The following is a 24,714-nucleotide window of genomic DNA, read 5'->3' as shown; positions in this document are numbered from 1 at the left end:
CCCTTTTTCTATTCTTGATTCGGAATATTAACCTTCATATATTTTTTTTGATTCAGAATACTTATAAATAGTGAGATTCAACTGAAAAAACTATTTTTGCACTTTATAAATACAAATAAAGATGGCATTAATATTATCGTTAGAAACATCCACGAAAGTTTGTTCCGTTTGCCTTTCAAAAGGCGAAGAAATTATTGCAAAAAAAGAACTCTATGAAGCAAACTCACACGCTACCCATCTAACAGTTTTTATACAGGAACTATTCGAAAACCTGGATAACTACACCATAAAAGATATTGATGCTGTTGCTGTAAGTAGTGGTCCGGGATCCTATACAGGATTAAGGATAGGTGTTTCGGTAGCCAAAGGCATTTGCTACGCATTAAACAAACCATTAATTGCCATAACATCCTTAGAAGCATTGGCCCACGCTGCCTTTGATAACGATAATATTTCGAAAGAAACCCTTATATGCCCAATGATTGACGCACGAAGAATGGAGGTTTACACAACCCTTTTCAATGCAGATATGCAGATGGTGAAAAAAATCAGTGCAAAAATCATTGACGAAAATAGTTTTGCTGAAGAATTGGCAACACAGCCCATATTATTTTTGGGTGATGGGGCAGGAAAATGCATGGATATAATACAATCAGACAATGCCACATATTTAAAAGACAAAGCCCCCCTTGCGGCAAACATGGTGAAAACAGCAAATGCAAAATTCAACAACAAGGAATTTGAAGACGTTGCCTATTTTGAACCATTTTACCTAAAGGATTTTGTAGCTACAACTCCCAAAAAAAAGGTATTGTAAATATGCTTTTTTATTGGCGTGATAATTGCTATTTTTCGGAATAGAACACAATTCATTACGAAAATATGGCGATAAAATACTTTTTACTTGCAGGCATGTTTGTCCTTACAACAAACATTTCCTTGTTTTCTCAGGGAACACCAGCCAGGAACAAAGAAGCCTACCAGGCAGGAGAGTACCTGAAATATTCGCTAAGATATAGCTTTATTACCGGAGGATATGTTTCATTTTCAGTTCAGGATTCGCTCTGGAACTCAACACCGACAAACTACGTTCAATTAAAAGCAAAAACATCAGGGTTGGTAGATGCCATTTTCAAGCTCCGCGACCGGTACGCCAGCTTCATTGACAAAGAAACCAACCAACCCGTAAAATCCATTCGCGATATCAAAGAAGGAAGCTACCGGTATTATAATGAAGTAACATACAATTACGCAGAAGTTTTAGAAGATTCCATAAGGATAAATAGCCAAAAATCAGGACAGGTCAATGTTCCCCGCCATATTCAGGATATCCTCTCGGCATTTTATTATGCCCGCAAATTTGACTTTAATGACGACATGAAGAAAGGCGAAATCCTTGAATACACTACTTACTTCAGCGATGAGATATTCCCCTTACGCATCAAGTATGTACGTAACGAGGTTATAAACACAAGCTACGGCAATATGGAATGCTTCCTGTTTTATCCTGTTACAGAAGTAGGCAGGGCATTTAAAACCGAAGAAGACATGCAAATCTGGATTACCCGGGACAACAACAGAATTCCTGTTAAAGTAAAAGTAAACTTAAAAGTTGGTTCATTTATTTGTGATCTGGTGGAATTCAAAGGCTTAAAAAACTCTTTTAGCTGCATACGACATTAATTAATCCTTTATACTTTCATCTTATTCATAAATAATTAGCCCTTATAAACGAGCTATTTAAAGTATTTGATTATTTTTGCATCACTTTAAAATATACAAGGATTTAATTTAATATTACTATGGCAACTACAGCTGATATCAGAAACGGGATGTGCATTAAATTCAAAAATGATTTATTTGCAATTGTGCAGTTTCAGCATGTGAAACCAGGAAAAGGACCTGCATTTGTTAGAACAAAACTTAAAAGTATTTCTACCGGAAAAGTAATTGACAACACTTTCTCTGCAGGCCATAAAATTGACGAACAAAGAGTTGAGCGTCGTTCGTACCAATATCTTTACAAAGAAGAAATGGGTTACGTATTTATGAATAACGAAACCTACGAACAGGTTACAATTGAAGAAAAAATCATTGAAAACCATGACCTTTTAAAGGATGGTTTAAATTGCGAAGTTGTTTACCATGCAGATACAGAGACTCCTCTTTTGGTTGACCTTCCGATGCATATTGAGTTTGAAATTACTTATACCGAACCAGGGGTAAGAGGAGATACATCTTCAACAAACTCATTAAAACCTGCTACAATTGATACCGGGGCTAACATAATGGTACCTTTGTTTGTTAACACAGGCGACTGGATCAAAGTTGATACACGTGACAGGTCGTATGTTGAAAGAGTAAAAAAATAACAACAAATATTTTTCAAAAGCCCTGTTTATCTAAAACAGGGCTTTTTTATTTGAATTTGCTCTGTTTTCGCATTAAAAAAATTAATAACTTACCTGCAAAAGAATTGCTATTTAATAATGGTTACCCAACTTCAGAAAAAAAGATTACGGCTTTTTAAAGACAGGTTGAACATTCTCCTTGATATTGCACAAACAATAAATGAGGACCATAGTATCGACGACCTGCTTTCTGAGTTTGAGATTCTTCTCCGCGAAGAACTTGAAGTTGGAAAAGTTTTAGTTTTTACCCACATCAAAGGAAAGTGGAGGAACTTACTAAATTCGGGCGTGACAAATGTTGAAGTTGCAAATATTAATGTAGAGAGGGACTTAGCCCAATACAAAAATATTGAAAACATTACCATTTCGCACCCACCACAGCTAAAAGGCTTTGATGCTGTAATACCTCTTTTCCACAGGTTTAAATCCATAGGTTTTGTGTTAATCGGAGATGTTGACGAAGAACACCCTGGCATTAGCCCCACCATCAAACACCTGAAGTTAATCCAGATTATCTCCAACCTCATCATTGTATTTATCGAAAACAAAAGGATGCAGGAAGAGCTTTTGGAACAGGAAGCCTTACGCAAAGAGATGGAACTGGCATCCAGGATCCAAACCCAGCTGGTTCCTGCCGACAACCACTTGCCGGTGAGTACAAAATATTCTATCCATACATTTTATCATCCCCAATTTGAAGTTGGAGGTGATTATTACGACTTTATCAAGCTTTCGAAAAATGCCTTAGGCTTTTGTATCGCTGATGTTTCCGGGAAAGGAATTTCTGCAGCTATGATCATGTCAAATTTCCAGGCTGTATTCAGAGCACTTTTCACCCCTGGTATCAATCTCAAAAAACTGGTACACATGTTAAACCAAAAAGTTAACAAAAGTGCCAACAGCGAGAAGTTCATCACCATGTTTTTGGGAAAATACAACACAATCACCCGAAAACTAACCTATATAAACGCAGGTCACTTGCCTCCTATGCTGTTCGATCCCAAAAAACGACAATTGGTAAGCCTGGATAAGGGTTGCATAGGATTGGGGATGCTTGACGAAATTCCAGCTATTGAAATAGGGAAGGTGAAAATTCCCCGCGAAGCTAAATTTCTTGCCTTTACAGATGGACTGGTGGAACTGGAAAGCGGTGACGAAGTTGAAAGTGGAATGGAGCCTATTGAAGAAATAATATCAAACAAACACGATGTTGAAACCAACATGGATCAGCTAAGAAAGCTAATCAACGAACAATTGGAAATAGGTTCTGTTTTTGATGACATATCGATAGCGGCCATTCAATTCAAATAAAAAGGGAGCTGAAAAAATCAACTCCCTTTTTTATTACTTTTTATACTATATCATTTCCGATAATATTTGTATCCTGCAAAAGCAATCAACAACAGCACAATCAATGAGCTTATTAATGCTAACATCTGGCCGGCCTTATATGATCCTGGCTCAAATTTAAACACCAAATCATGACTTCCTGAAGGCAACTTCACTGCACGTAAAATATAGTTTGCCCTACATATATCAATCTGCTTTCCATCTAAATATGCCTTCCACCCTTTAGGATAATAAATTTGCGAAAATACTGCCACCTGATCTTGATTTGTTTGATACTTATATTCAAGTTTATTAGGTGCATATGACACAAGTTCGATATTTCCGGCTACTGAATCCACTTTGTAATTATTCAATTCCGGAAATTCTTCAGTATTTACAACTGCCTTATTCTTTAGGTCTACATATCCTATTGCATCAATTGCAGCATCAGCAGATCCCACAGGATGGGTTTCTTCAACAAACCAAACACTACCCAGGGTATTGTTATTAATTATAGGTTCTGCATTTGGGTTATAAACAATAAACTTTCCGTTCAGCATGTTCAGCACCGGCATTTCTCCAAGCTTCTGCTGTACAGAACTGCTATCACCCTGTTTTTGAAGCATTCCAATAATCGTTTGCCAGTCTTTTTCAAGGTAATGTTCAATCACATCCTGATACCTTCGTAACTTTGCCCCATGGAAACCACCTATTGAATGATGATGATACGATGTATTTACCTCATTAAATGGATTTTTATACACTGTAAAAACCCTGTCTCCTTCAGCTTTTTTACTGTTTATGGCAATATCCGAAGGTGTTAATTCGAAGGATTGGTTTACTTTCCGCTTACTTTGAAAATGATCATTGTTCAGGTATCTTTTATCAACCGACCATAAGTCAACAATAACTAACAGTCCCAACCCCCATAACAAATATTTTTTAGGCACCTTATTGGTTACAAAAAACCAAATTGAAGCAGAAGCTATTAGGATAAAAGCAAAACTACGGAATGCATCAGCCTTTAACAAAACGATCCGTGCCACTTTCAGATTATGCAACAAACCATCAAAATAAGCACCAACCTGAGCAGCCTGAGCAGCATTCTGTTGTATATATTGTTGCTTCTGCTGAAGGATAGCACTCAATTCCATCTCACTTATAAAATCGAAAAACGCAGCCGGAAATAAATAGAACAACAAACTGATTCCACCTGTAAGACCAAATGCAACCATAAACTTCCAGGACTCTTCTTTAACCAGTTTGGGATTACCCAAAACCTCCTTTAATCCTAAAAACCCTAAGGTAGGTATTGTAAACGATGCAATAACCATTGACATTTCTACCGTCCGGAACTTATTATATAATGGGAAATGATAAAACATAAAATCCGTAAATCCAGGAAAATGCTTACCCCATGCAAGAAAAAATGAGAATATTGTAGCTACAATCAACCACCATTTGTCTTTGCCTTTAAAATAAAAAGCTCCCAGCAAAAACAAGAAACAGATTATTGCACCCGCATACACAGGACCACTTGTAAAAACACGTCCGCCCCAGTATTGGCTCTGCCCTGCAACAGCTTCTTTAAATTGTTGCTCAACTGCTTTGAGCGCATCTTTATTATTCCCAATGGCTTCAGAAGCTCCCCCAACAGCATTGGGAACCAATAAGGTCCAAGTTCCTTTAGGTTCAAGACTCCATGCCAAAGCGTAATCTTTATCCAGTCCACTATGAACCTTCTCCCCTTCAGCAACCTGAAGATCAGACTTTCCTCTGATGCTATACTTGCCATATTCATAGGTAGTCCACAAATTGGTTATATTGGGCAATACAGCAAGAACTGCTGCAATAACAAGCACTCCTGTTACTTTTCCAAAATCGGCTACTTTCTTTTCAATCAGCGCATAAACAAATTTTGAAATAACAATAATTCCAACCAGCATGGCCAGGTAGTAGGTAATCTGAACATGGTTATACGCAATTTGCAAGCCCAGAGCAACAGTTGTAAACAAGCCTCCAATCCACTTATTTCTGTTATAGGCAAACATAACCCCGGCAACAACCGGCGCCATAAGGGCAATGGTATACGCCTTTGTAATATGCCCGGCAATAATAATGATCAGATTATATGATCCAAATGCAAATGCAACGGCACCAATAAGGCTTAACCACTTATCCATTTTTAAGCTAAGTAAAAACACGTAAAAGCCTAACATATACAAAAACAATATTGCCACCGTTTTATACGGAAGTCCAAATCTGGAAAACCTGTTGAAGTAGGAAAATATATTTTTTGAAGCATCACCTTTAATCTGATAAGCAGGCATACCTCCAAACATACTATTGGTCCATTGTGTTTTCCCTCCCGTCTCTGACTCAAAAGTCTTAATCTCCTGGGCCATGCCTATTGCATGAGTTTCATCCAATTGTGGCAGTTCCTTATTCTCAAGTACAGGACTAAAATAAGTAAAGCTCAATACCATAAATACTACAAGAGCACCAATATAGGGAAGTAGTGATTTTAATTTATCAATCATGATTTCTATTTTTTTAGAGTGCTAAAAATATACAAAAAGGCATTAAGCTGCAATAAAACCATGCCTTTAGCCATAATTCCTTAAAGCTACCATGACCCATTTGTTACATAAATTAACCTTGAAGTTAAATTTAGTTAACATAGACAGCATTGATAATTGTGGCATATCATTTGCAAATATAAAATCTGAAAGGCAAAAGAGTTTTTCATAATTAGGTTAGGGTTTAAGTTTTTTTGATCGGGGCAAACGTGCCCCGATTATTTAGAAAACCCCATAGATAAGACAAGTATTTTTTTTCATAGATTAGGGTTTAGGTTTTAAACGAAAGAGGGTGTCAATAATTGACACCCTCTTTTCTTTATCTATTCACATATTGATCTTTATAATACTTCTCATAGGAACCATCTGTAATCCGGTTCATCCACTCCTCATTATCAAGATACCAATCTATTGTTTTCTCAATACCCTCTTCAAATTGAAGAGATGGTTCCCATCCAAGTTCCTTCATCAACTTTGAAGAGTCTATGGCATATCTCATATCATGCCCGGCCCTGTCCTTTACAAAAGTAATCAACGAGGCTGAAGTCCCTGGTTCTCTATCCAGTTTCCTATCCAGCACTTCGCACATCTTGTGGATAAGATTAATATTAGTCCATTCATTAATTCCCCCAATATTATATGTTTCGCCCACTTTACCCTTGTGAAATATCATATCAATGGCCCGTGCATGATCAATTACAAAGAGCCAATCCCTAATATTCTCTCCTTTCCCATAAACAGGAATCGGCTTCATTTTTTTTATATTATTAATTACCAATGGTATTAATTTCTCGGGGAACTGGTTTGGACCATAATTATTAGAACAATTGGAAATTACAACAGGGATACCATAAGTATGGTAATATGTCCTAACCAAGTGATCGCTGCTGGCTTTAGAAGATGAATAAGGACTTCTTGGATCGTATGGTGTTTCTTCTGTAAACAACCCAGTTTCGCCCAATGAACCATACACTTCATCGGTAGAAATATGGTAGAACAGCTTGTTTTCAAAATTTCCATTCCAGGTAGCTCTGGCAGCATTTAACAAATTAACTGTTCCAACAATATTCGTCCTAATAAACGACAGGGGATCTGAAATTGACCGGTCAACATGCGACTCTGCAGCCAAATGAACAACCCCATCAAATTGATATTCAGAAAAAAGGTCATTCATTACACTTTCATCTACAATATCAGCCTTTAAAAAATGGTAGTTGGGTTCATTTTCAATATCCTTCAAGTTTTCAAGATTACCCGCATAGGTTAAGGCATCCAGATTATAAATTTGATATTGAGGATATTGTTGCACAAACAAACGCACAACATGAGAACCAATAAATCCGGCTCCTCCGGTAATTAAAATCTTCTTCATTTCAGGAAATTTCTGATTTGTGAGTTATCAATTTTAATGCAATATATCACTATTGGCTTTAAAAAAAAAGGTTGCCCATTACGAGCAACCTTAAAATATCATTACAGCACCGGACAATTACTTGATTCCGCGTACATTCTTTTCCCAATTCCAAGCAGAAGCAAGAGTTTCTTCCAATGTTTTTTCTGATTTCCACCCCAACTCACTATTTCCATATGAAGTATCGGCCCAGATCTTTTCAATATCTCCACCTCTTCTTCCAACTACCTTATATTTTAAATCAACACCAGTAACCTCAATAAAAGCTTTTACCAACTGCATCACAGAATAACCTTCTCCGGTTCCCACATTAAAAAACTCGTAATTATTTTTCTTTTTGTCTTCTATTAGCCTATTGATTGCTACAACATGGGCTTTTGATAAATCTACAACATTAATATAATCCCTGATCGCTGTTCCGTCCGGAGTATCATAATCATCGCCAAACACACTAAGCTCTTCACGCAACCCTGCTGCTGTTTGAGTAATAAAAGGAACCAGGTTGTTAGGAACACCAACCGGCAATTCTCCAATCAATGCCGATTCATGAGCTCCGATTGGGTTAAAATAACGAAGAGCAATACAATTTATTTCCTCATTTGTGTTACAGAAATCACGCATAATATCTTCACAAATAGCTTTGGTATTTCCGTATGGTGATTCTGCTTCTTTGCGAGGCGTAGCTTCAGTTACCGGAAGCTGATCAGGCTGCCCGTAAACGGTACATGAAGATGAGAACACCATGTTTTTAACCCCATACTTTTTCATGCCTGCCAACAGGTTCAACAAAGAATTTATATTGTTACGGTAGTATTCCAAGGGTTTTTGTACCGACTCTCCAACTGCTTTGAACGCAGCAAAATGAATTATAGCCTCAATATTGCTATACTTTTGAAAGAATTGGTCAGTTAAAACACTATCAGATAAATCGAATTTTTCAAAGGCAGGGCGAATCCCTGTGATTTTTTCAATATTATCTAATACTTCAATCTGCGAATTAGAAAGATTATCAACGATAACCACCTCAAAACCCGACTCCTGAAGTTCAACAACTGTATGTGAACCAATATAACCGGTTCCCCCCGTAACTAAGATTTGCTTGCTCATATCTTTATTAAATTAAAACTTCTTTTGTTTAAGAGCGTAAAAGTAATAAAATAGTTGCCACCCAACACATGTTTATGTAAATATTTTTTACTAACACCCTGTTTATAAATATAATAAACAGGTGGGTACTGGTCGGTTAATTCTAGTTATCAACAGCTTATCAACAGGTGTTAAAAACAGTTATGTACAAAAAGGAATAATTTCATTAACTTTGCACTATGCTTAATCTGGAAAAACACATAAAAGAATTACTTTACAAATACGATTGCGTAATTGTACCCAATTTAGGAGGGTTTGTAGCCAATAATATCAATGCTGATTTTAATGAAAAAACAGGTGTATTTACACCACCATCAAGAGAAATTGGCTTTAACCGGAATTTATCGCATAACGACGGTTTACTAATCAACCATATTGCATTGTGCGAGGGCATGCCATATTCGGAAGTTCAGGATCGCTTGCTGAAACATATTAGCATATTAAAATATCAACTATCGCGTGGTGAACAGTTATTGATAGAAGGTGTTGGTAATTTAAAATATGATCACCAGGGTCTACCGTATTTTATTCCAACCAATAAAGATTCATTTTCAACGGATTGTTTTGGGTTAAGCACATTCCATTTCAACACACTGGAACAAGAAAAAGAACAAAATGACAGGTCGAGACGACTTGTGCGAAGGACGCTTGAATCTAAAAGTATTCGCCAGATTGCTGCCAGTGTTGCCCTTATTTTAGGATTAGTTTTTATTTCACCTGAGATTGAAAAGGCCCCACAATACGGATCATTCTCTGACATGATCCCTACAATAGAAACACTTGAAAATGGAAACAATACTGAAACACAAGAGGCCAGCTCAAACGAAATAACTGTTTCAGAAGAGACAACTGAAGTTAAAACAGCAGAACCGGAGCCTGCTCCAGAAAACAAATATTTCATCATTGCAGGGAGTTTTAAAGACAAGAATCCTGCCTCATCTTTTGTCAGGAAGCTAAATAATAAAGGAATTGAAACTGCACAGATACTAAGCAGCACTAATGGTCGCTATAGGGTATCTCTTGAAGGCTTTATAAATAAACAGGAAGCAACAATAGCTCTTAAAAATTACCGAAAAACACATGGCTATTCTTCCGCATGGCTTTTAACACAAAACTAAAAAAACTAAGGTTACAACATAAAACAAGAAAGGCTGCCCAATTCGAGCAGCCTTTTTTATATCACAAATCAAATACTTTTATCGAACTTCAGACCCTGGCTTAATAGCTTTAGAAGGCTGCAAGAACACCAACTCCCCATTGGCATCTTCTCCCATCAGGATCATTCCCTGGGATTCTATCCCCTTAATTTTCCTTGGTGCAAGATTTACTAAAATACTCACTTGTTTTCCAACAATATCTTCAGGAGCAAAAAACTCTGCAATACCCGAAACAACAGTTCTTTTATCAATCCCTGTATCTACAACCAGCTTTAAAAGCTTTTTGGTTTTAGCCACCTTTTCAGCCTCCAATATGGTTCCTATTCGGATGTCCATTTTTGTAAATTCATCAAAAGAAATATTTTCCTTCGCCGGAGCAACTTCTTTTGCCGCAGCTTCATTTGCCAACTTAGAAGCCTCCAGTTTGTCCAATTGCTTTTGAATAGTATCATCTTCAATTTTGGCAAAAAGCAACTCTGGTTTATTAATTTCATGCCCAGGCACAAGCATATCAGTTTTACCAAGATCTTTCCATACTATGCCGGATATATTTAACATATTTTGCAATTTAACAGCACTAAAGGGCAAAAATGGCTCCATTAAAACTGACAAGTTTGCCGTAATCTGTAACGACACATTCATAATAGTTTTAACACGCTCTTCATCTGTCTTCACCAATTTCCACGGCTCTGTATCTGCAAGATATTTATTACCCAACCTGGCCAGGTTCATCATCTCTTTAATAGCCTCACGAAAACGGAAGCTATCCAAACTAGACTGAACTTTTTTCACGATTTCAGAAATATCAGCCAAAGTTTGTTTGTCAAAATCTTCAACTACCGAGCCCATTTCCGGAGTTTTACCCCCATAATATTTATGTGTTAATACAATGGCACGGTTTACAAAGTTTCCAAGGATAGCAACCAACTCATTGTTATTCCTGGCCTGGAAGTCTTTCCACGTGAAATCATTATCTTTAGTTTCAGGAGCATTTGCAGCTAAAACATAGCGTAGCACATCCTGCTGATCTTTAAATTCTTCAAGGTATTCATGCAACCAAACAGCCCAATTCCTTGATGTCGAAATTTTATCACCTTCCAGGTTCAAAAACTCATTAGCCGGCACATTTTCAGGTAAATTAAAAGAACCTTCGGCCTTTAACATAGAAGGAAAAACAATGCAGTGGAACACAATATTATCCTTCCCAATAAAATGAAGCATTCTGGTTTCCTTATCCTTCCAATATTTCTCCCACTCCGGCGTTAATTCCTTTGTTGCTGAAATATAACCAATTGGCGCATCAAACCACACATACAACACCTTGCCGTCTGCACCTTCTACAGGAACAGGCACTCCCCAATCCAAATCACGGCTCACTGCACGAGGCTGCAATCCCTGGTCTATCCATGACTTACACTGTCCATAAACATTTGCTTTCCATTCCTTATGATCCTCTAAAATCCATTTCTTTAAAAATGGTTCATGTTTATCCAAAGGCAAATACCAGTGCTTTGTCTTTCTAACAACAGGCACACTTCCTGATATTACTGAAATCGGATTTTTTAAATCCGTAGCATTTAAGGAAGTACCACAACTTTCACACTGATCTCCATACGCTCCCTCATTACCACAATGCGGACAAGTTCCGGTTATATACCTATCTGCCAAAAACTGCTTTGCATCCTCATCATAATATTGATCAGATTCTTTTTCAACAAACTCACCTTTATCATAGAGCGTTTTAAAGAAATCAGAGGCAGTTTTATAGTGTGTTTCAGTTGTGGTTCTGGAATATACATCAAAGGTAATTCCAAAATCCTCGAAAGATTTTTTTATAATTCCGTGGTACCTATCCACAATATCCTGAGGAGTTACCCCTTCGTTTTTTGCTTTTAAGGTAATGGGAACACCATGCTCATCTGACCCTCCAATTAACAATACATCTTCACCTTTCATTCGAAGATATCTTACATAAATATCCGCAGGTACATAAACCCCTGCCAGATGTCCAATATGCACGGGTCCATTAGCATAAGGCAAGGCAGTTGTAACAAGTGTTCTTTTAAAATTATCCATATATAAAAAGCAATTATTGCATGATAAAAAAACAAAATCCGACCCTTTGAGTACGGATTTAAATTATAATTTCGCAAAGATAAGGAAAATGCAAATTTATTCAAGTTGGCTTTTTTTATTCTTTTCAAATATTTTACTTTGCATGAACTATACTTCAAAATATTATGAGAACTATTTCAATTATTTTACTTGCGTTCATTATCCACTTTACGCAAGCGCAAATCAATCCTGTTAATCAGCCATCTACTAATTACATGTCAGAAACAGACACCATCGCCCCACCGGACTTTGAGCCTATCCAGCTCAAATCAGCCATTGCCGCTTTAGAGACCTTTCATTTATTTTCTCCTGATGAAAGTGTTGAGCTTATTGTTGGTTTAAGTTCAAACAATATTACATACCAAGTATTAAAAGATGAAGAAAACATAAGCTCTTCATCAATAATTAATCTGCAAATTGGCTCGGGATATTTAACCGATGGTGTTACTTGTCTGGAAGCAATTAGAAATTCAAAAAAACAAACCATAAACCTCCCCTACGGAGAACGGAATGAAGTTACTGACAACCACAATGAACTGATATTAAAATGTCAAAACAACAGAAACGAAAAATTTGAATATATATTCCGATCCTACAATGAAGGCATTGCTTTCCGGATTAATTTCACCAACGAATCTCCATCATCTATAAATATTTCTAAAGAAGATACGCAGCTCAACCTCTCGCATACATATACTGCATATGCGGAATCAAGGAATGAACAAGGCTATATCGCAACATCCACTACCCAAAGCTTTTCATCATTAATACCCCTTACTTTCACCAATTCAGAGCACAGCCTCTGCTTTAATGAAGCAGGGAATGACAACTATGTCAGGGTCAGACTTAACTGCCTTGGCAACAATAAGTTTAAAACCTCATTCCTGTCAACAAACAGTAGTGTAAGCACTCCTTATGCATTACCATGGAGATATCTTGTTATTGGAGACAATCCTACAGACTTGATATACAAAAAAGAAATGATGTATGCACTAAACTCCCAGGAGTATGACGAAGCGAAATGGAGCTGGGTAAAACCCGGTAAAGTATTTAGAAGTTTGGTTTTGACCACAGAAGGAGGAAAAAAAGCCATTGACTTTTGCAGCGAAATGAACATTGACTATATGATGTTTGATGCAGGCTGGTACGGGTTGGGATATGGCATGGGCAACGAAAGTAGTTCAGCCTCAAATCCCCTTGATGTAATTGATGGATTAAACATGGAAGAGGTAACAGAATATGGTAAAAGCAAAAATGTTGGAGTTGTTTTGTATATTAACAAAGTAGCCTGGTACAACTACAACAATACGAGTATGTTTGATTTATATGAGAGTTGGGGAATCAAGGGAGTCAAGTTAGGATTTATGGATGGCTATTCGGCTTACGGAAACAAATATATTTACAACCTGATAAAAAAGGCCGGCGAAAAAGAAATGCTGGTAAACGTACATGACAACCCAAGGCCAACCGGATTAACCCAAAAATATCCAAACCTAATGACAACAGAAGGAGTACGCGGTAATGAATATGTTTATAATAATGGAAACCACACAACTCTCCTTCCTTTTACGAGATTTTTAACCGGCGCTGCTGATTATACTATTTGTTATTTTGGAAACGACCCGGATTACACTAAACCCAAAGCATTAGGAACCACACGGGCACATCAACTAGCTCTAAGTATACTTTTTTACAGTCCTTTTCAACATGTTTTTTGGTACGGAGCCCCCCATATTTATACCGTTCCGGTTGAAACTGAATTATTCAAGTATATTCCTACCATTTGGGATGATTTTCAGGTTCCGGCAGCCCAAATGGGACATTATATATCTATGGCAAGAAAAAGTGGTAATCGCTGGTTTTTATCATGCATTACCAATAACCTTTCTCGCGAAATTGACATTCCCTTATCCTTTCTTGAAGAAGGAATAAATTACAAAGCCACTATTTATAAAGATAAAGATCCCAAGACGATTGAGAAAATCAGTACGGATCTAGAATCCCTCAAGACATCGGGATCGATTACAGATGGCAAACTCCATGTTTCGCTCAAAGCCAACGGTGGACAAGTAATCGTTTTCAATTCAAACAACACAGGCTTATTTGATAAAGAAAAACACATTAAGAAAATAGCTATTTCACCCAACCCCTCTAAAGGGATGTTTAGGATTGGTTTGCCCGATAACAACAATCCTTTTGGAGACATGGATATTTATTCAACAGACGGGCAATGCATCGTGACAAAGAAAAATACGTATTTAAATGACTATAGAGAAATTAACTTATCAAATGTTTCATCCGGTGTATACATCATTACAATAAAATGCAAAACAGGCATATACTCTGGCAAAATAACCATCATAAAATAAAAAAGGATGATATTCCCTCCACCTATAAAAAAAGGAGATACCATAGGGATTGTAGCTCCAGCTGGTAAAATTGAACAGAATATTGTTGAGCAAGCTATTAGCCGTATCGAAAAGATGGGCTACATTGTAAAAACAGCCCCTTCTATTCATAACCACTATTTTAATTTTTCATCAACTGATGAAAATAGGAGAAAAGATCTTCAGGATTTCCTGGACGATCAGAACATCAATGCAATCCTATGCACAAGAGGAGGTTATGGAACCATCCGTATTATCGACAATATAGATTTTACAAAATTCAGGGAAAACCCCAAATGGGTTATTGGCTTTAGCGACATCACCGTACTTCATGCAGCCATTCAGCAAAACGGCATTGCAAGTATACACGGTCCAATGTGCAAAAGTTTTTTAAACTACACCAACACCAGCGTAGACATCGACGTTTTATTTTCGTTTTTAGAAGGAGAAGCTCCTGAATACATCATAAACCCATACCCCACAAACCGTCCTGGAACTGCCTGTGGAGATATTATCGGGGGCAATTTATCGTTGTTGCACGCATTAAGAGGAACTAAGTTTGATTTTAACCCTGAAGGAAAAATACTTTTTATCGAAGACCTTTCAGAGTATTTATATCATCTCGACAGAATTATGTTTAACCTAAAGCTTGGCGGAGTGCTTGAAAAACTAAACGGCTTGGTTGTTGGCCAATTTACCGAAATGAAGGACAATGAGATTCCCTTTGGAGAAACAATTGAAGAGATAATTTATAAAAGCGTTGCAGAATACGATTACCCCGTGGCGTTTAATTTCCCTTCTGGACATATTGAAACAAATTTCCCCATCATCCTGGGTGACTACATCGAATTAAAAGTTGAAACCAATCAGGTAAGTATCACTTCAGCTTAAAAACGTCATTAATCTATATAACTGAAAACTATGGCACAACACAACGACCTTGGAAAAGAAGGAGAAGCAAGGGCTGCTGCATATCTCTCAAAAAACGGATATACCATACTGGAACAGAACTGGACCTACAACCACAAAGAAATTGATTTAATAGCAACCAAAGATGATTATCTTATCATTGCTGAAATTAAAACCAGGAGTACAGAAGAATGGGAACATCCCCAGGAGGCTATAACCAATGCAAAAATTCGCTATCTTGTTGACGCAACAGAGGCTTACATATTAATGAACGACATAGATATGGAAGTTCGATTCGATGTTGTTTCAGTTATCCCCAAAGGGATTGATTGGAAAATTGAACATATTGAGGAAGCTTTTTATCCACCCCTTAGTTAAGCTAATATGAACATTGAAGAAATCAGAAATTACTGTTTGAGCAAGAAAGGCACAACAGAGGATTTCCCTTTTGATGATGTTACCCTTGTGTTTAAGGTAATGGGGAAGATGTATGCCCTAACCAGCCTTGATCAGGAACTATCTTTGAACCTCAAATGCGATCCTGAAAAAGCAATTGAGTTAAGAGAAACACACTCTGCCATAAAACCAGGCTTTCACATGAACAAAAAACACTGGAACACCGTAGATATTGATGGCAGCTTAACACCTGGTTTTATTCAGGGACTTATTGACCATTCATACAACCTGGTGATTTCAAAACTAACCCAAAAACAGCAAGCCGAATTTCAAAATTTATAATTGTATCAGGATGAAAAAGCTTATCAGATATTTTCTACAGGGCCTTTTATACATTGTTCCTATTGCCGTAACTGTTTATATCATTGCCGTTGCCATTATATGGACCGATGGACTTTTGATGGACCGGGAGTTTTTTCAAAAAGGCATCCTGGCTAAATATAACTTCCCAGGGCTTGGGCTGGTAACAATCCTGATACTCATTACTATGATTGGGTTTATCGGACAGAAACTTATATCCTCTCCCTTTTCAGAGGCCTATAACAAGCTCATCAAAAAAGCCCCATTAATTAAAATAATCTATACCTCGGTAAAGGATCTTATGTCGGCCTTTGTTGGTGGTGAAAAAAAGTTCAACACCCCGGTATTAGTACAGATGGATGAACATGGAACTTTAAACCGCCTGGGATTTATCACCTCAAATTCGCTTGAAGACTTTGGTATTGACGAAATGGTTGGAGTTTATTTTCCTAGCTCATATGGAATGTTGGGAGAGTTATATCTTGTACCTAAAAAAAATGTCAAAAACATTGATGCCAACTCTGCTGATGTAATGAAGTATATCGTTTCCGGAGGGGTTTCTAAAATTAAAAATTAGTTTCCAAAAAACATTTAGCTGTATCTTTAATTGTTTTCTCAATTGGGGTATAACTATAATCTACTTCATCCTTAATGGCCTCTCCTGAATAATTTGTAGTCTTTAACGAAGTACGTGCCGAATCTTTTGTAATCAAAGGTTCAGTCCCAAACAACAGGTTTCTTGCCTTTTCATACCTCCATGCCAATCCCGTTAAAAACTTACCTGCCTCTAACGCTGGAGGTTTAACGTGTAAAGCATGCGCCAGCATATTAAAAAAACTCTTATATGAAAGATTGGCTCCATTCAACAAAAACCTCTTAGCACTAACCTCGCTATCAGTAAGTGTTATCATAGCCTTCACAACATCCCTCACATCTACAAATCCAGTACTCCCTGGCGTATAGAACTTCAGTCCTTTATAAACCGTTTTAACAATTTTGGCACTACCATTATCCCAGTCACCTGGCCCAATAATAACCGAAGGATTAACAATAACTGCATTTAGCCCTTCATTTACAGCCCTCCACACCTGCATTTCCGACCTAAACTTACTGATACTATAGGCCGAATGATTTCTACCACCTTGCCAATACGACATTTCATCAATATACTCTCCATTTTTTGAATTTCCCATGGTAGCAATCGAGCTAACAAAACAAAATTTACCAACCCTCTTTTCAATACAGGCATTTACAATATTGGCAGTACCTTCTTCATTCACTTGCATCATTTCATCTTTCAATGCAGGATTAAACGATACAAGAGCACCTGTGTGATAAACAACACTTACATTATCAAGGGCTTGTACTAAAGATTCATAATCCAACAGATCACCTTCGATCCATTTTATTTTTTTGAAAAGCTCTTGTGCATCTTCTCCATAAAAACCAAAAACCAGTCTTGCCTTCGATATATCTGATGTTTTTCTTTTTAATGCAATAACATTTCTTCCTTTCTTTAAAAGATGATAAAGAAGGTGAGCCCCAACCAATCCTGTTCCCCCAGTAACTAAAATCATAAATTGCCTACCAATTAAATTTAATGGTCTGTTTTAAATTTGCATGAACACTCAGTGGCACAGGACTAGTTCCTGCCACGCTCTCAATCAGCTCTTTTTCCTCTTTTGAATATCCTTTATCAGGAAAATTGAACTCCATAACAACCTCTGCCACGCGCCTTGGGTCACTGGCCATTATCTTAGTTATCTGTAACTGAGTTCCCACAATGTCAATATCATTATCCATTGCAGTAATACCCATTATAGTCATGATGCAATTACCCAAAGAAGTAGCTAACAAATCGGTTGGCGAAAAGGCCTCCCCCTTACCTCTGTTATCGGTAGGTGCATCTGTGATTATTTTACAACCAGATTGCAAATGAACATTCTCGGTTCTTAATCCCCCCAAATAGGTTGTATTTACAGTAACGCCCATATTCAAAATTTTATTGATGAATACCCAAAGAAACAAAAAAAAGAATTAATAATTGGTAAGTTTTTTTCATGACAACATTTTTGTGTTTTACATACGACAAATGTACATTAGCTATTTCTTTAAATAAATAGTTTTAATTTTGCATCTAAATAAAATATTAAACTAATAAAAGGCAAACATATGTTTTCAGGAATAGTTGAAGAAGCTGCAGTAATTACAGCATTAGAAAAAGAACAAAGCAACCTTCATATCACAATGGAATGTTCTTTCGTTGACGAATTAAAAATAGATCAGAGCATTGCACACAATGGAGTTTGTTTAACCGTTGTAAAAATGACCGACAAAACATATACCGTAACTGCTATTCAGGAAACTCTTGACAAATCAAACCTGGGTGTTTTAAAGGTTGGCGACAAGGTAAATCTTGAAAGAAGCATGGTTATGAACGGACGTTTGGACGGCCATATTGTTCAGGGGCATGTTGACCAAACTGCCAGGTGCATTGAAGTAAAAGAAGCCGATGGTAGCTGGTATTACACTTTTAAATATGAAATTGACAAAGAGAAAGCTTCACAGGGCTACATGACTGTTGAAAAAGGTTCTGTTACCGTAAATGGAGTTAGCTTAACTGTTGTAAATAGCAAAGAAGATCAGTTTTCCGTTGCTATTATTCCTTACACTCACGACTTTACAAATTTCCATCAGATAGAAGTTGGCTCAATTATAAACCTGGAATTTGATATTCTTGGGAAGTACATTAGCCGGATTATGTCTCTTAAAGGAGAATAGACCTACAAAAAAACAAAACCTAAGCCTCACGCATACCGTGGGGCTTTTTTTATGAAGTATCTTAAAAAACAAAACCTCTTGATTATTAACTAATCAAGAGGTTTACCTGTACCCAGGGCCGGGATCGAACCGGCACGGGTTGCCCCACTGGTGTTTGAGACCAGCGCGTCTACCAATTCCGCCACCTGGGCAAATGCTTACAACATTTTTGCGGATGCAAATATAGACAAAAGATGATTACCTGCAAACCTTTTTAGATAAATATTGAAACAAAAAACTCAACTCTTTAATAATCAATTATTATTTTAGCAAAAATTATTGGTACAGTAAACAAGAATGGCAAAAGATAACCAATTCAAAAGAACAATTTCATTTTGCCAATTCCTTGAAACCATAAATATTTATATTTAGTCGGAATGAAAATCAAATTCACCATATTTACAGTTTTTATCATTTTTATTTTTCAAGTTCCCTTTAGAGCTCAAAACAAAATACTTTGGGGTGGTGGATTGACAGTCCACATTCCAGATAATGGGTTTGGGAAATTTGATTTTGGCAGCAGTTATAATGTTGGGGATGATTTTGGTTTTGCTACTGTTGCCAATCCTGGATTTGGTTTTAATTTCGGATCCCTCTGGTTTTATAACCCCCGACTGTCTTTACAATCAGAACTTGCCTACTCTTATTTTCCAAAGGACAAGCAATTTTGGAATGTTCAGCGTTACGGAGATATTAGCGTAAACTATCAGATGCTGAACCTTTCGGCGCAGGGGAATTACTATTTTGCAGAGGGTGAAATACGCCCTTACCTTGGCGCTGTATTTGGAATTTATTACCTACGTAACAAAATGGATTTTAACTCCACCTCTACCGCAAGCTCTTCTGATTATATTACCAACACATTGCATGCCGGATACGCCTTAGAATTTGGCACCTCTATTGAGCTAACAAAGAGAACCCTTGTAAATATAGGTCTTCGTTACACTATTATTCCCGACATCAGTTCCGAATACACAAAAGATGGCAGCATAAAATTAAACCCCCACGATAAACAAAATCACTGGGGGCTTTCTGCTAAATTATTTTTTAGTCGATAATATTTCTAAAACAAACCATTTACATGGGTATCCACCTTATCAATAATTGTACTAAGATCTGATTTGTTTTTAATAAAATTATACTCATCCACATTTATTACCAACAACTTACCTTTATCATACTCCTCAACCCAGGCCTCGTAACGTTCATTTAAACGCTTAAGGTAATCCAGGCGAATGCCACTTTCATAATCTCTGCCCCTACTCTGTATTTGCTCTACTAATTTAGGTACCGAAGCCCGCAAGTAGATCATCAAATCAGGAGCCTGAACCAAACTGCTCATCAACTCAAAAAGGGATGCATAATTATCAAAATCACGTTTACTCATCAAACCCATATCATATAGGTTCGGTGCAAAAATATAGGCATCCTCATAAATGGTTCTATCCTGGATAACCGTCTTGCCACTTTTACGGATTTTGTTCACTTGAGAAAACCGGCTGTTCAGAAAATATATCTGCAGGTTAAAGGCCCAACGTTGCATATCTTCATAAAAATCTGCCAAATATGGGTTGTCATCTACTTCCTCATAATGCGTATCCCAACCATAATGATTTGCCAGCAATGTAGTTAATGTTGTTTTACCCGACCCAATGTTTCCGGCTATAGCAATATGCATAATACTTAGATTTTAATTTTGCGCAAAAATAGAAAATCAGTGCATGATTTCTAACGTTTTTTGTTTAGTGTCAATAATTCTTCCATTAAATCCCTGTTATTAGCCAAACGAGGAACTTTATTTTGTCCCCCTAATTTATTATGGGTTTTCAGCCAATCAAAAAACAAATCTTTGCGAGCCAATTCTACCTTAGGCGCTTCAAGGGTTATGCTTTTATACCTTTTTGCTTCATAATCAGAGTTCACTTTTTGCAATTCCTGATCTAAATGAAAAACAAATTGCTCCAAATCCACCGGATCTTTTTCAAACTCAATCATCCATTGGTGACGCCCCTTTTCTTCGGTACTCATATACATAGGTGCAGCCGTATACTCTTTTATAACTGCCCCTGTTTTTTCACACGCAAATTTTATTGCCCTATCAGAGTTATCCACAATCACCTCTTCGCCAAAGGCATTGATAAAATGCTTTGTTCTCCCGGTAATTTTAATTTTATATGGATATCTTGAAGTAAACATCACCGTATCTCCAACCACATATCGCCAGAGTCCCCCATTAGTAGAAATAATAATGGCATAATTCGTATTTAGCTCAACCTCGTCAAGTGTGAGTGCTTTGGGATTTTCTTTACCCCATTCTTCCATCGGCACAAATTCATAAAATATCCCATAATCAAGCATCAACAACATAGATGAATCCTTTGGGTCATCCTGAATAGCAAAAAAACCTTCTGAAGCATTGTAAGTTTCCATATAATGCATCTGGTCTGAAGGTATGATTTTTTTATACTGGTCGCGATAAGGTTCAAAATTAATTCCCCCATGAATAAACAACTCCAGATTTGGCCAAATGTCGAGCAAATTATCAGTTCCCCTTACTTTCATAATATGTTTCAGGAGTACCAAAAACCAGGAAGGCACTCCGGATAGCGATGTGACATTTTCGTTAATGGTGGCCTCCGTCATCTTCACGAGTTTCTCCTCCCACTTATCCAACAGTGCGATACTCTGATCAGGAGTCCGGATAAAATTGACCCAAAACGGAAGGTTCCCAATCAATATGGCAGATAGATCTCCATAAAAAGATTCACTGTTATACTGACTAAGCTTCTGGCTCCCGCCCAGGGTTAACCCTTTGCCTTTAAATAATTCCGTTTCCGGATATAAATCATTATAAATGGCCAACACATCTTTACCTCCTCTAAAATGACAATCCTCCAAAGCCTCCTTTGATACAGGTATAAACTTACTATTTGAGGATGTAGTACCGGAAGATTTGGCAAACCACTTAATTTCACCAGGCCATAAAACATTCTTTTCCCCTCGCCTGATCTTATCAATAACAGCCTCCATCTGTTCATATTTTTGAATCGGCACACGCTCCTGATAATCCTTAATAGATTTTATTGAAGTAAAATCATAATACCTTCCATGATTGGTGTCTTTGGATTTCCGGATAAGTTCGAACAACTGTTCCTTTTGAACGTCTTCCGGGTTTTCTTTAAAATGTTCAATTTGCGACAATCGCCGTATATTGACTAATGATATGATTGAATTTAAAATGGGCATAGGATCTACAACTTTTAAAACTTAAATATAAATATTTTCTTAGAACAACTGCTATATGCCTAAGCTCGTATAGTTAAAAACCTGATTATTTTTTTCACACACAGGTTGATTACATAATTGTTAATATATCGGCTAATTATCAATGCTTGCAACCAGTCTATATTATTTAAAGGGTGCAAGACTCAAAGTGTCTTCATTTTAATTATTTTAGCATAAAATTTTTGCAATGAACTATTTCGATATTGTGGCAGGGATCATCCTGCTATATGCTATTATCAGGGGTGTTAGAAACGGATTTATTATAGAACTGGCCTCCCTGGCCGCCTTAGTCCTTGGTATTTTAGGGGCAATTAAATTTTCGGACTTTACCGAAACATGGCTTTCCCAGTATATATCCGGCAACTATATTGGCATTGTTGCGTTTATAGTAACTTTTGCCGCTATTGTAGTGGCCGTTCACCTGATTGCTAAAGCAGTTGACAAATTGATTCAGGCTGTTTCCCTTGGTTTTATAAACAGGCTATTTGGTGCCGTTTTTTCTTTCATAAAAATTGCATTTATATTAAGCATCATCATGGCAGTTTTTGCCTCATTTGACCGTACTTTTAATTTAATACCCGAAAAAACCAGAGAAAGCTCAATTTTATACGAACCTCTTTCACAATTTGCCCCAAGAGTATTTCCTTATCTGAATTTTGATAAAGAAAAGGCACAAAAGAAAGTTCAGGAAGCAATTGAAGTCAACATTTAGAATCTAAATAACGACTAATGTCTGATACCATTGGCTTTTTGCTTTGGTAAGTTATGATGGTAACATAAGTTACCACAGTTTTCCCAATAGCTGGCTAATTCACAATCTTTTCTATTATCTTTGGCCACACAATATAGTATCTGATAAAAATTTAGAAAAAATACAATCATGAATTTTGTTGAGGAATTGGAATGGCGTGGCATGATTCACGACATTATGCCGGGAACCCAGGAGCAATTACAAAAAGAAATGACAACTGCTTATGTGGGGATTGACCCGACAGCAGATTCGCTACATATTGGACACCTGGTATCGGTAATGATGTTGAAACATCTTCAGGTAGCAGGGCACAGACCCATTGTATTGGTTGGAGGCGCTACAGGAATGATTGGTGACCCTTCAGGGAAATCCGCAGAGCGTAACTTATTAGATGAAGCCACCCTTCGCCATAACCAGGAATGCTTAAAAGCACAACTTAGCCGCTTTTTAGATTTTGAAAGTGGAAATAAAAACCAGGCCTTAATGGTAAACAATTACGATTGGATGAAGGAATTTTCATTCCTTGAGTTCATTCGGGATATTGGCAAGCACCTTACCGTTAACTACATGATGGCAAAAGATTCTGTTAAAAAACGAATTAGTGGAGAAGGCAATTCAGGACTTTCGTTTACCGAGTTTACTTACCAGTTGGTTCAGGGGACAGACTTTTATCATTTATACCAGGCCCACAACTGTAAATTGCAGATGGGTGGTTCTGATCAGTGGGGAAACATTACCACCGGTACCGAACTGATACGCAGGAAACTTGGAGGAGAAGCATTCGCAATGACCTGTCCTTTAATCACAAAAGCTGACGGGGGCAAGTTTGGAAAAACAGAATCAGGGAATATCTGGTTGGATCCAAAGAGAACCAGTCCTTATAAGTTTTACCAATTTTGGCTTAATACCTCAGATGCTGATGCAGAAAAGTATATTAAGATTTTTACTTTGCTTTCGCAGGATGAAGTAGCTGCATTGGTAAAAGAACATGCAGAAGCACCACATGCAAGAGCCCTGCAAAAAAGGTTAGCAGAAGAAGTTACAGTTATGATCCACGGACGTGAGGCATACGATACTTCAGTTGAAGCCAGTCAGATTTTATTTGGCAAATCAACCATGGATGCTTTAAAAAAGATTGATGAAGATACCTTTTTATCGGTTTTTGAAGGAGTTCCAACATTTAACATCTCCAAACAAGAGTTAAATGAGGGAATTGATATTTTAGAGCTAATGGCAGTTAAAACTCAGATTTTTCCTTCAAAAGGAGAGGCACGTAAAACCATCAAAGGAGGTGGAGCCAGTTTGAACAAAGAAAAACTGTCATCACCAGAGATGAGCATAGATACCAGCAGCCTTTTAAACGACAAATATTTGTTGTTCCAAAAAGGAAAGAAAAATTACTTTGTTGTTGTAGCAGAGTAAAAAATATATTTTACACGCTAAAGCCTTTATTGACCAGTTCAGTAAAGGCTTTTTTTGTTTACTTTGTGAAAACAGGTAAATAACAACTACATGAAACAACCATGTAAATTTGATTATCCCAATTAAAACCCCGGAGGATGATTAAATTTATTTGGGAGTTCCATGTTTAACAGATCGTTAGATTTTAGATAAGAGATAAGAGACTTATTTGCAAGATGCTTAAAATAATATCTTTA

22 protein-coding genes and 1 tRNA gene are annotated in these 24,714 nt (G+C 37.1%); 14 read left to right on the top strand and 9 right to left on the bottom strand.

All coding sequences use genetic code 11. From position 1 onward, the window contains the following. Positions 1-121: 121 nt before the first annotated feature. From tsaB to OM074_RS10775, 4 genes are all read left to right on the top strand, one after another. Entirely contained in the window at positions 122-817 is a 696-nt protein-coding gene (gene tsaB / locus OM074_RS10790; protein WP_301199486.1) for a tRNA (adenosine(37)-N6)-threonylcarbamoyltransferase complex dimerization subunit type 1 TsaB, read from the top strand. A 65-nt stretch (positions 818-882) separates the two neighbouring features. Beyond that, positions 883-1,683 (top strand): DUF3108 domain-containing protein, encoded by an 801-nt coding sequence (locus tag OM074_RS10785; protein ID WP_301199485.1) that lies wholly within the window; start codon positions 883-885, stop codon positions 1,681-1,683. 119 nt (positions 1,684-1,802) lie between these two features. After that, positions 1,803-2,372, top strand: coding sequence for an elongation factor P (gene efp, locus OM074_RS10780; RefSeq protein WP_301199484.1), 570 nt, complete (start codon positions 1,803-1,805; stop codon positions 2,370-2,372). 117 nt (positions 2,373-2,489) lie between these two features. Next, positions 2,490-3,722, top strand: coding sequence for a PP2C family protein-serine/threonine phosphatase (locus OM074_RS10775; protein ID WP_301199483.1), 1,233 nt, complete (start codon positions 2,490-2,492; stop codon positions 3,720-3,722). 50 nt (positions 3,723-3,772) lie between these two features. Here OM074_RS10775 and OM074_RS10770 read toward each other — a convergent pair whose 3' ends face one another. The 3 genes from OM074_RS10770 to galE all read right to left on the bottom strand — a co-directional run bounded on the left by OM074_RS10770 (position 3,773) and on the right by galE (position 8,837). Next, positions 3,773-6,280, bottom strand: coding sequence for a YfhO family protein (locus OM074_RS10770; RefSeq protein WP_301199482.1), 2,508 nt, complete (start codon positions 6,278-6,280; stop codon positions 3,773-3,775). Between the two features lie 358 nt (positions 6,281-6,638). Then, complete coding sequence (rfbB, locus tag OM074_RS10765; protein WP_301199481.1) at positions 6,639-7,691, bottom strand: dTDP-glucose 4,6-dehydratase; 1,053 nt, start codon at positions 7,689-7,691, stop codon at positions 6,639-6,641. A 117-nt stretch (positions 7,692-7,808) separates the two neighbouring features. Then, on the bottom strand, positions 7,809-8,837 hold the full coding sequence (gene galE / locus OM074_RS10760) for a UDP-glucose 4-epimerase GalE (RefSeq protein ID WP_301199480.1): 1,029 nt from the start codon (positions 8,835-8,837) through the stop codon (positions 7,809-7,811). 218 nt (positions 8,838-9,055) lie between these two features. Here galE and OM074_RS10755 point away from each other — a divergent pair, with 218 nt between their 5' ends. After that, positions 9,056-9,994 carry an HU domain-containing protein gene (locus OM074_RS10755; RefSeq protein WP_301199479.1) on the top strand — a complete coding sequence of 313 codons (939 nt, stop codon included), beginning with the start codon at positions 9,056-9,058 and terminating at the stop codon, positions 9,992-9,994. A gap of 78 nt (positions 9,995-10,072) precedes the next feature. Here the strand turns inward: OM074_RS10755 and metG are convergent, their stop codons facing one another. Further along, complete coding sequence (gene metG, locus OM074_RS10750) at positions 10,073-12,109, bottom strand: methionine--tRNA ligase (RefSeq protein WP_301199478.1); 2,037 nt, start codon at positions 12,107-12,109, stop codon at positions 10,073-10,075. Positions 12,110-12,273: 164 nt separating this feature from the next. Here metG and OM074_RS10745 point away from each other — a divergent pair, with 164 nt between their 5' ends. The 5 genes from OM074_RS10745 to OM074_RS10725 are packed head-to-tail and all read left to right on the top strand — an operon-like array spanning position 12,274 to position 16,777. Further along, positions 12,274-14,517 carry a glycoside hydrolase family 97 catalytic domain-containing protein gene (locus OM074_RS10745; protein WP_301199477.1) on the top strand — a complete coding sequence of 748 codons (2,244 nt, stop codon included), beginning with the start codon at positions 12,274-12,276 and terminating at the stop codon, positions 14,515-14,517. 6 nt (positions 14,518-14,523) lie between these two features. After that, entirely contained in the window at positions 14,524-15,426 is a 903-nt protein-coding gene (locus OM074_RS10740) for a S66 peptidase family protein (protein ID WP_301199476.1), read from the top strand. A 30-nt stretch (positions 15,427-15,456) separates the two neighbouring features. After that, positions 15,457-15,822, top strand: a complete 366-nt coding sequence (locus OM074_RS10735; RefSeq protein WP_301199475.1) for a YraN family protein — start codon at positions 15,457-15,459, stop codon at positions 15,820-15,822. 6 nt (positions 15,823-15,828) lie between these two features. After that, positions 15,829-16,182, top strand: coding sequence for an MmcQ/YjbR family DNA-binding protein (locus tag OM074_RS10730; RefSeq protein ID WP_301199474.1), 354 nt, complete (start codon positions 15,829-15,831; stop codon positions 16,180-16,182). A 10-nt stretch (positions 16,183-16,192) separates the two neighbouring features. Next, positions 16,193-16,777 carry a DUF502 domain-containing protein gene (locus tag OM074_RS10725; protein ID WP_301199473.1) on the top strand — a complete coding sequence of 195 codons (585 nt, stop codon included), beginning with the start codon at positions 16,193-16,195 and terminating at the stop codon, positions 16,775-16,777. Here the strand turns inward: OM074_RS10725 and OM074_RS10720 are convergent. Further along, positions 16,767-17,777, bottom strand: a complete 1,011-nt coding sequence (locus OM074_RS10720; RefSeq protein ID WP_301199472.1) for an NAD-dependent epimerase/dehydratase family protein — start codon at positions 17,775-17,777, stop codon at positions 16,767-16,769. The genes OM074_RS10725 and OM074_RS10720 overlap by 11 nt on opposite strands. A 7-nt stretch (positions 17,778-17,784) precedes the next feature. Next, complete coding sequence (locus OM074_RS10715; protein WP_301199471.1) at positions 17,785-18,192, bottom strand: OsmC family protein; 408 nt, start codon at positions 18,190-18,192, stop codon at positions 17,785-17,787. 180 nt (positions 18,193-18,372) lie between these two features. Between OM074_RS10715 and OM074_RS10710 the strand changes: the two genes are divergently transcribed. Continuing rightward, positions 18,373-18,981, top strand: coding sequence for a riboflavin synthase (locus tag OM074_RS10710; RefSeq protein ID WP_301199470.1), 609 nt, complete (start codon positions 18,373-18,375; stop codon positions 18,979-18,981). Positions 18,982-19,090: 109 nt separating this feature from the next. On the opposite strand, the gene OM074_RS10705 is transcribed toward OM074_RS10710, so the two are convergent. Then, positions 19,091-19,172 (bottom strand) — tRNA-Leu (locus tag OM074_RS10705). A 225-nt stretch (positions 19,173-19,397) separates the two neighbouring features. Here OM074_RS10705 and OM074_RS10700 point away from each other — a divergent pair. Then, positions 19,398-20,078: an OmpW family outer membrane protein gene (locus OM074_RS10700; RefSeq protein ID WP_301199469.1), complete on the top strand. Its 681-nt coding sequence runs from the start codon at positions 19,398-19,400 to the stop codon at positions 20,076-20,078. A 5-nt stretch (positions 20,079-20,083) separates the two neighbouring features. Here OM074_RS10700 and OM074_RS10695 read toward each other — a convergent pair whose 3' ends face one another. Further along, the gene (locus OM074_RS10695) at positions 20,084-20,698 is read right to left on the bottom strand and encodes a deoxynucleoside kinase (RefSeq protein WP_301199468.1); all 615 of its coding nucleotides are present in this window, start codon (positions 20,696-20,698) and stop codon (positions 20,084-20,086) included. 50 nt (positions 20,699-20,748) lie between these two features. Beyond that, positions 20,749-22,266 carry a GH3 auxin-responsive promoter family protein gene (locus OM074_RS10690; protein ID WP_301199467.1) on the bottom strand — a complete coding sequence of 506 codons (1,518 nt, stop codon included), beginning with the start codon at positions 22,264-22,266 and terminating at the stop codon, positions 20,749-20,751. A gap of 226 nt (positions 22,267-22,492) precedes the next feature. On the opposite strand from OM074_RS10690, the gene OM074_RS10685 reads away from it, so the two are divergent. Together OM074_RS10685 and tyrS are read left to right on the top strand one after the other, a co-directional pair. Then, positions 22,493-23,017 (top strand): CvpA family protein, encoded by a 525-nt coding sequence (locus OM074_RS10685; protein ID WP_301199466.1) that lies wholly within the window; start codon positions 22,493-22,495, stop codon positions 23,015-23,017. A gap of 168 nt (positions 23,018-23,185) precedes the next feature. Next, complete coding sequence (gene tyrS / locus OM074_RS10680) at positions 23,186-24,478, top strand: tyrosine--tRNA ligase (protein ID WP_301199465.1); 1,293 nt, start codon at positions 23,186-23,188, stop codon at positions 24,476-24,478. Positions 24,479-24,714: the final 236 nt, after the last annotated feature.

The organism is Plebeiibacterium marinum (genome assembly GCF_026013615.1).
Classification (GTDB): Bacteria; Bacteroidota; Bacteroidia; order Bacteroidales; family Marinilabiliaceae; genus Saccharicrinis; species Saccharicrinis marinus_A.
The sequence above is the reverse complement of the archived record's forward strand: the minus strand, read 5'-3'. Positions and strand labels throughout refer to the sequence as shown.

Excerpts from the sequence above, each read along its gene's own strand:
- tsaB (WP_301199486.1), top strand. The coding sequence starts at position 122 with ATGGCATTAATATTATCGTTAGAAACATCCACGAAAGTTTGTTCCGTT.
- OM074_RS10785 (WP_301199485.1), top strand. The coding sequence starts at position 883 with ATGGCGATAAAATACTTTTTACTTGCAGGCATGTTTGTCCTTACAACA.
- efp (WP_301199484.1), top strand. The coding sequence starts at position 1,803 with ATGGCAACTACAGCTGATATCAGAAACGGGATGTGCATTAAATTCAAA.
- OM074_RS10775 (WP_301199483.1), top strand. The coding sequence starts at position 2,490 with ATGGTTACCCAACTTCAGAAAAAAAGATTACGGCTTTTTAAAGACAGG.
- OM074_RS10770 (WP_301199482.1), bottom strand. The coding sequence starts at position 6,280 with ATGATTGATAAATTAAAATCACTACTTCCCTATATTGGTGCTCTTGTA.
- rfbB (WP_301199481.1), bottom strand. The coding sequence starts at position 7,691 with ATGAAGAAGATTTTAATTACCGGAGGAGCCGGATTTATTGGTTCTCAT.
- galE (WP_301199480.1), bottom strand. The coding sequence starts at position 8,837 with ATGAGCAAGCAAATCTTAGTTACGGGGGGAACCGGTTATATTGGTTCA.
- OM074_RS10755 (WP_301199479.1), top strand. The coding sequence starts at position 9,056 with ATGCTTAATCTGGAAAAACACATAAAAGAATTACTTTACAAATACGAT.
- metG (WP_301199478.1), bottom strand. The coding sequence starts at position 12,109 with ATGGATAATTTTAAAAGAACACTTGTTACAACTGCCTTGCCTTATGCT.
- OM074_RS10745 (WP_301199477.1), top strand. The coding sequence starts at position 12,274 with ATGAGAACTATTTCAATTATTTTACTTGCGTTCATTATCCACTTTACG.
- OM074_RS10740 (WP_301199476.1), top strand. The coding sequence starts at position 14,524 with ATGATATTCCCTCCACCTATAAAAAAAGGAGATACCATAGGGATTGTA.
- OM074_RS10735 (WP_301199475.1), top strand. The coding sequence starts at position 15,457 with ATGGCACAACACAACGACCTTGGAAAAGAAGGAGAAGCAAGGGCTGCT.
- OM074_RS10730 (WP_301199474.1), top strand. The coding sequence starts at position 15,829 with ATGAACATTGAAGAAATCAGAAATTACTGTTTGAGCAAGAAAGGCACA.
- OM074_RS10725 (WP_301199473.1), top strand. The coding sequence starts at position 16,193 with ATGAAAAAGCTTATCAGATATTTTCTACAGGGCCTTTTATACATTGTT.
- OM074_RS10720 (WP_301199472.1), bottom strand. The coding sequence starts at position 17,777 with ATGATTTTAGTTACTGGGGGAACAGGATTGGTTGGGGCTCACCTTCTT.
- OM074_RS10715 (WP_301199471.1), bottom strand. The coding sequence starts at position 18,192 with ATGGGCGTTACTGTAAATACAACCTATTTGGGGGGATTAAGAACCGAG.
- OM074_RS10710 (WP_301199470.1), top strand. The coding sequence starts at position 18,373 with ATGTTTTCAGGAATAGTTGAAGAAGCTGCAGTAATTACAGCATTAGAA.
- OM074_RS10700 (WP_301199469.1), top strand. The coding sequence starts at position 19,398 with ATGAAAATCAAATTCACCATATTTACAGTTTTTATCATTTTTATTTTT.
- OM074_RS10695 (WP_301199468.1), bottom strand. The coding sequence starts at position 20,698 with ATGCATATTGCTATAGCCGGAAACATTGGGTCGGGTAAAACAACATTA.
- OM074_RS10690 (WP_301199467.1), bottom strand. The coding sequence starts at position 22,266 with ATGCCCATTTTAAATTCAATCATATCATTAGTCAATATACGGCGATTG.
- OM074_RS10685 (WP_301199466.1), top strand. The coding sequence starts at position 22,493 with ATGAACTATTTCGATATTGTGGCAGGGATCATCCTGCTATATGCTATT.
- tyrS (WP_301199465.1), top strand. The coding sequence starts at position 23,186 with ATGAATTTTGTTGAGGAATTGGAATGGCGTGGCATGATTCACGACATT.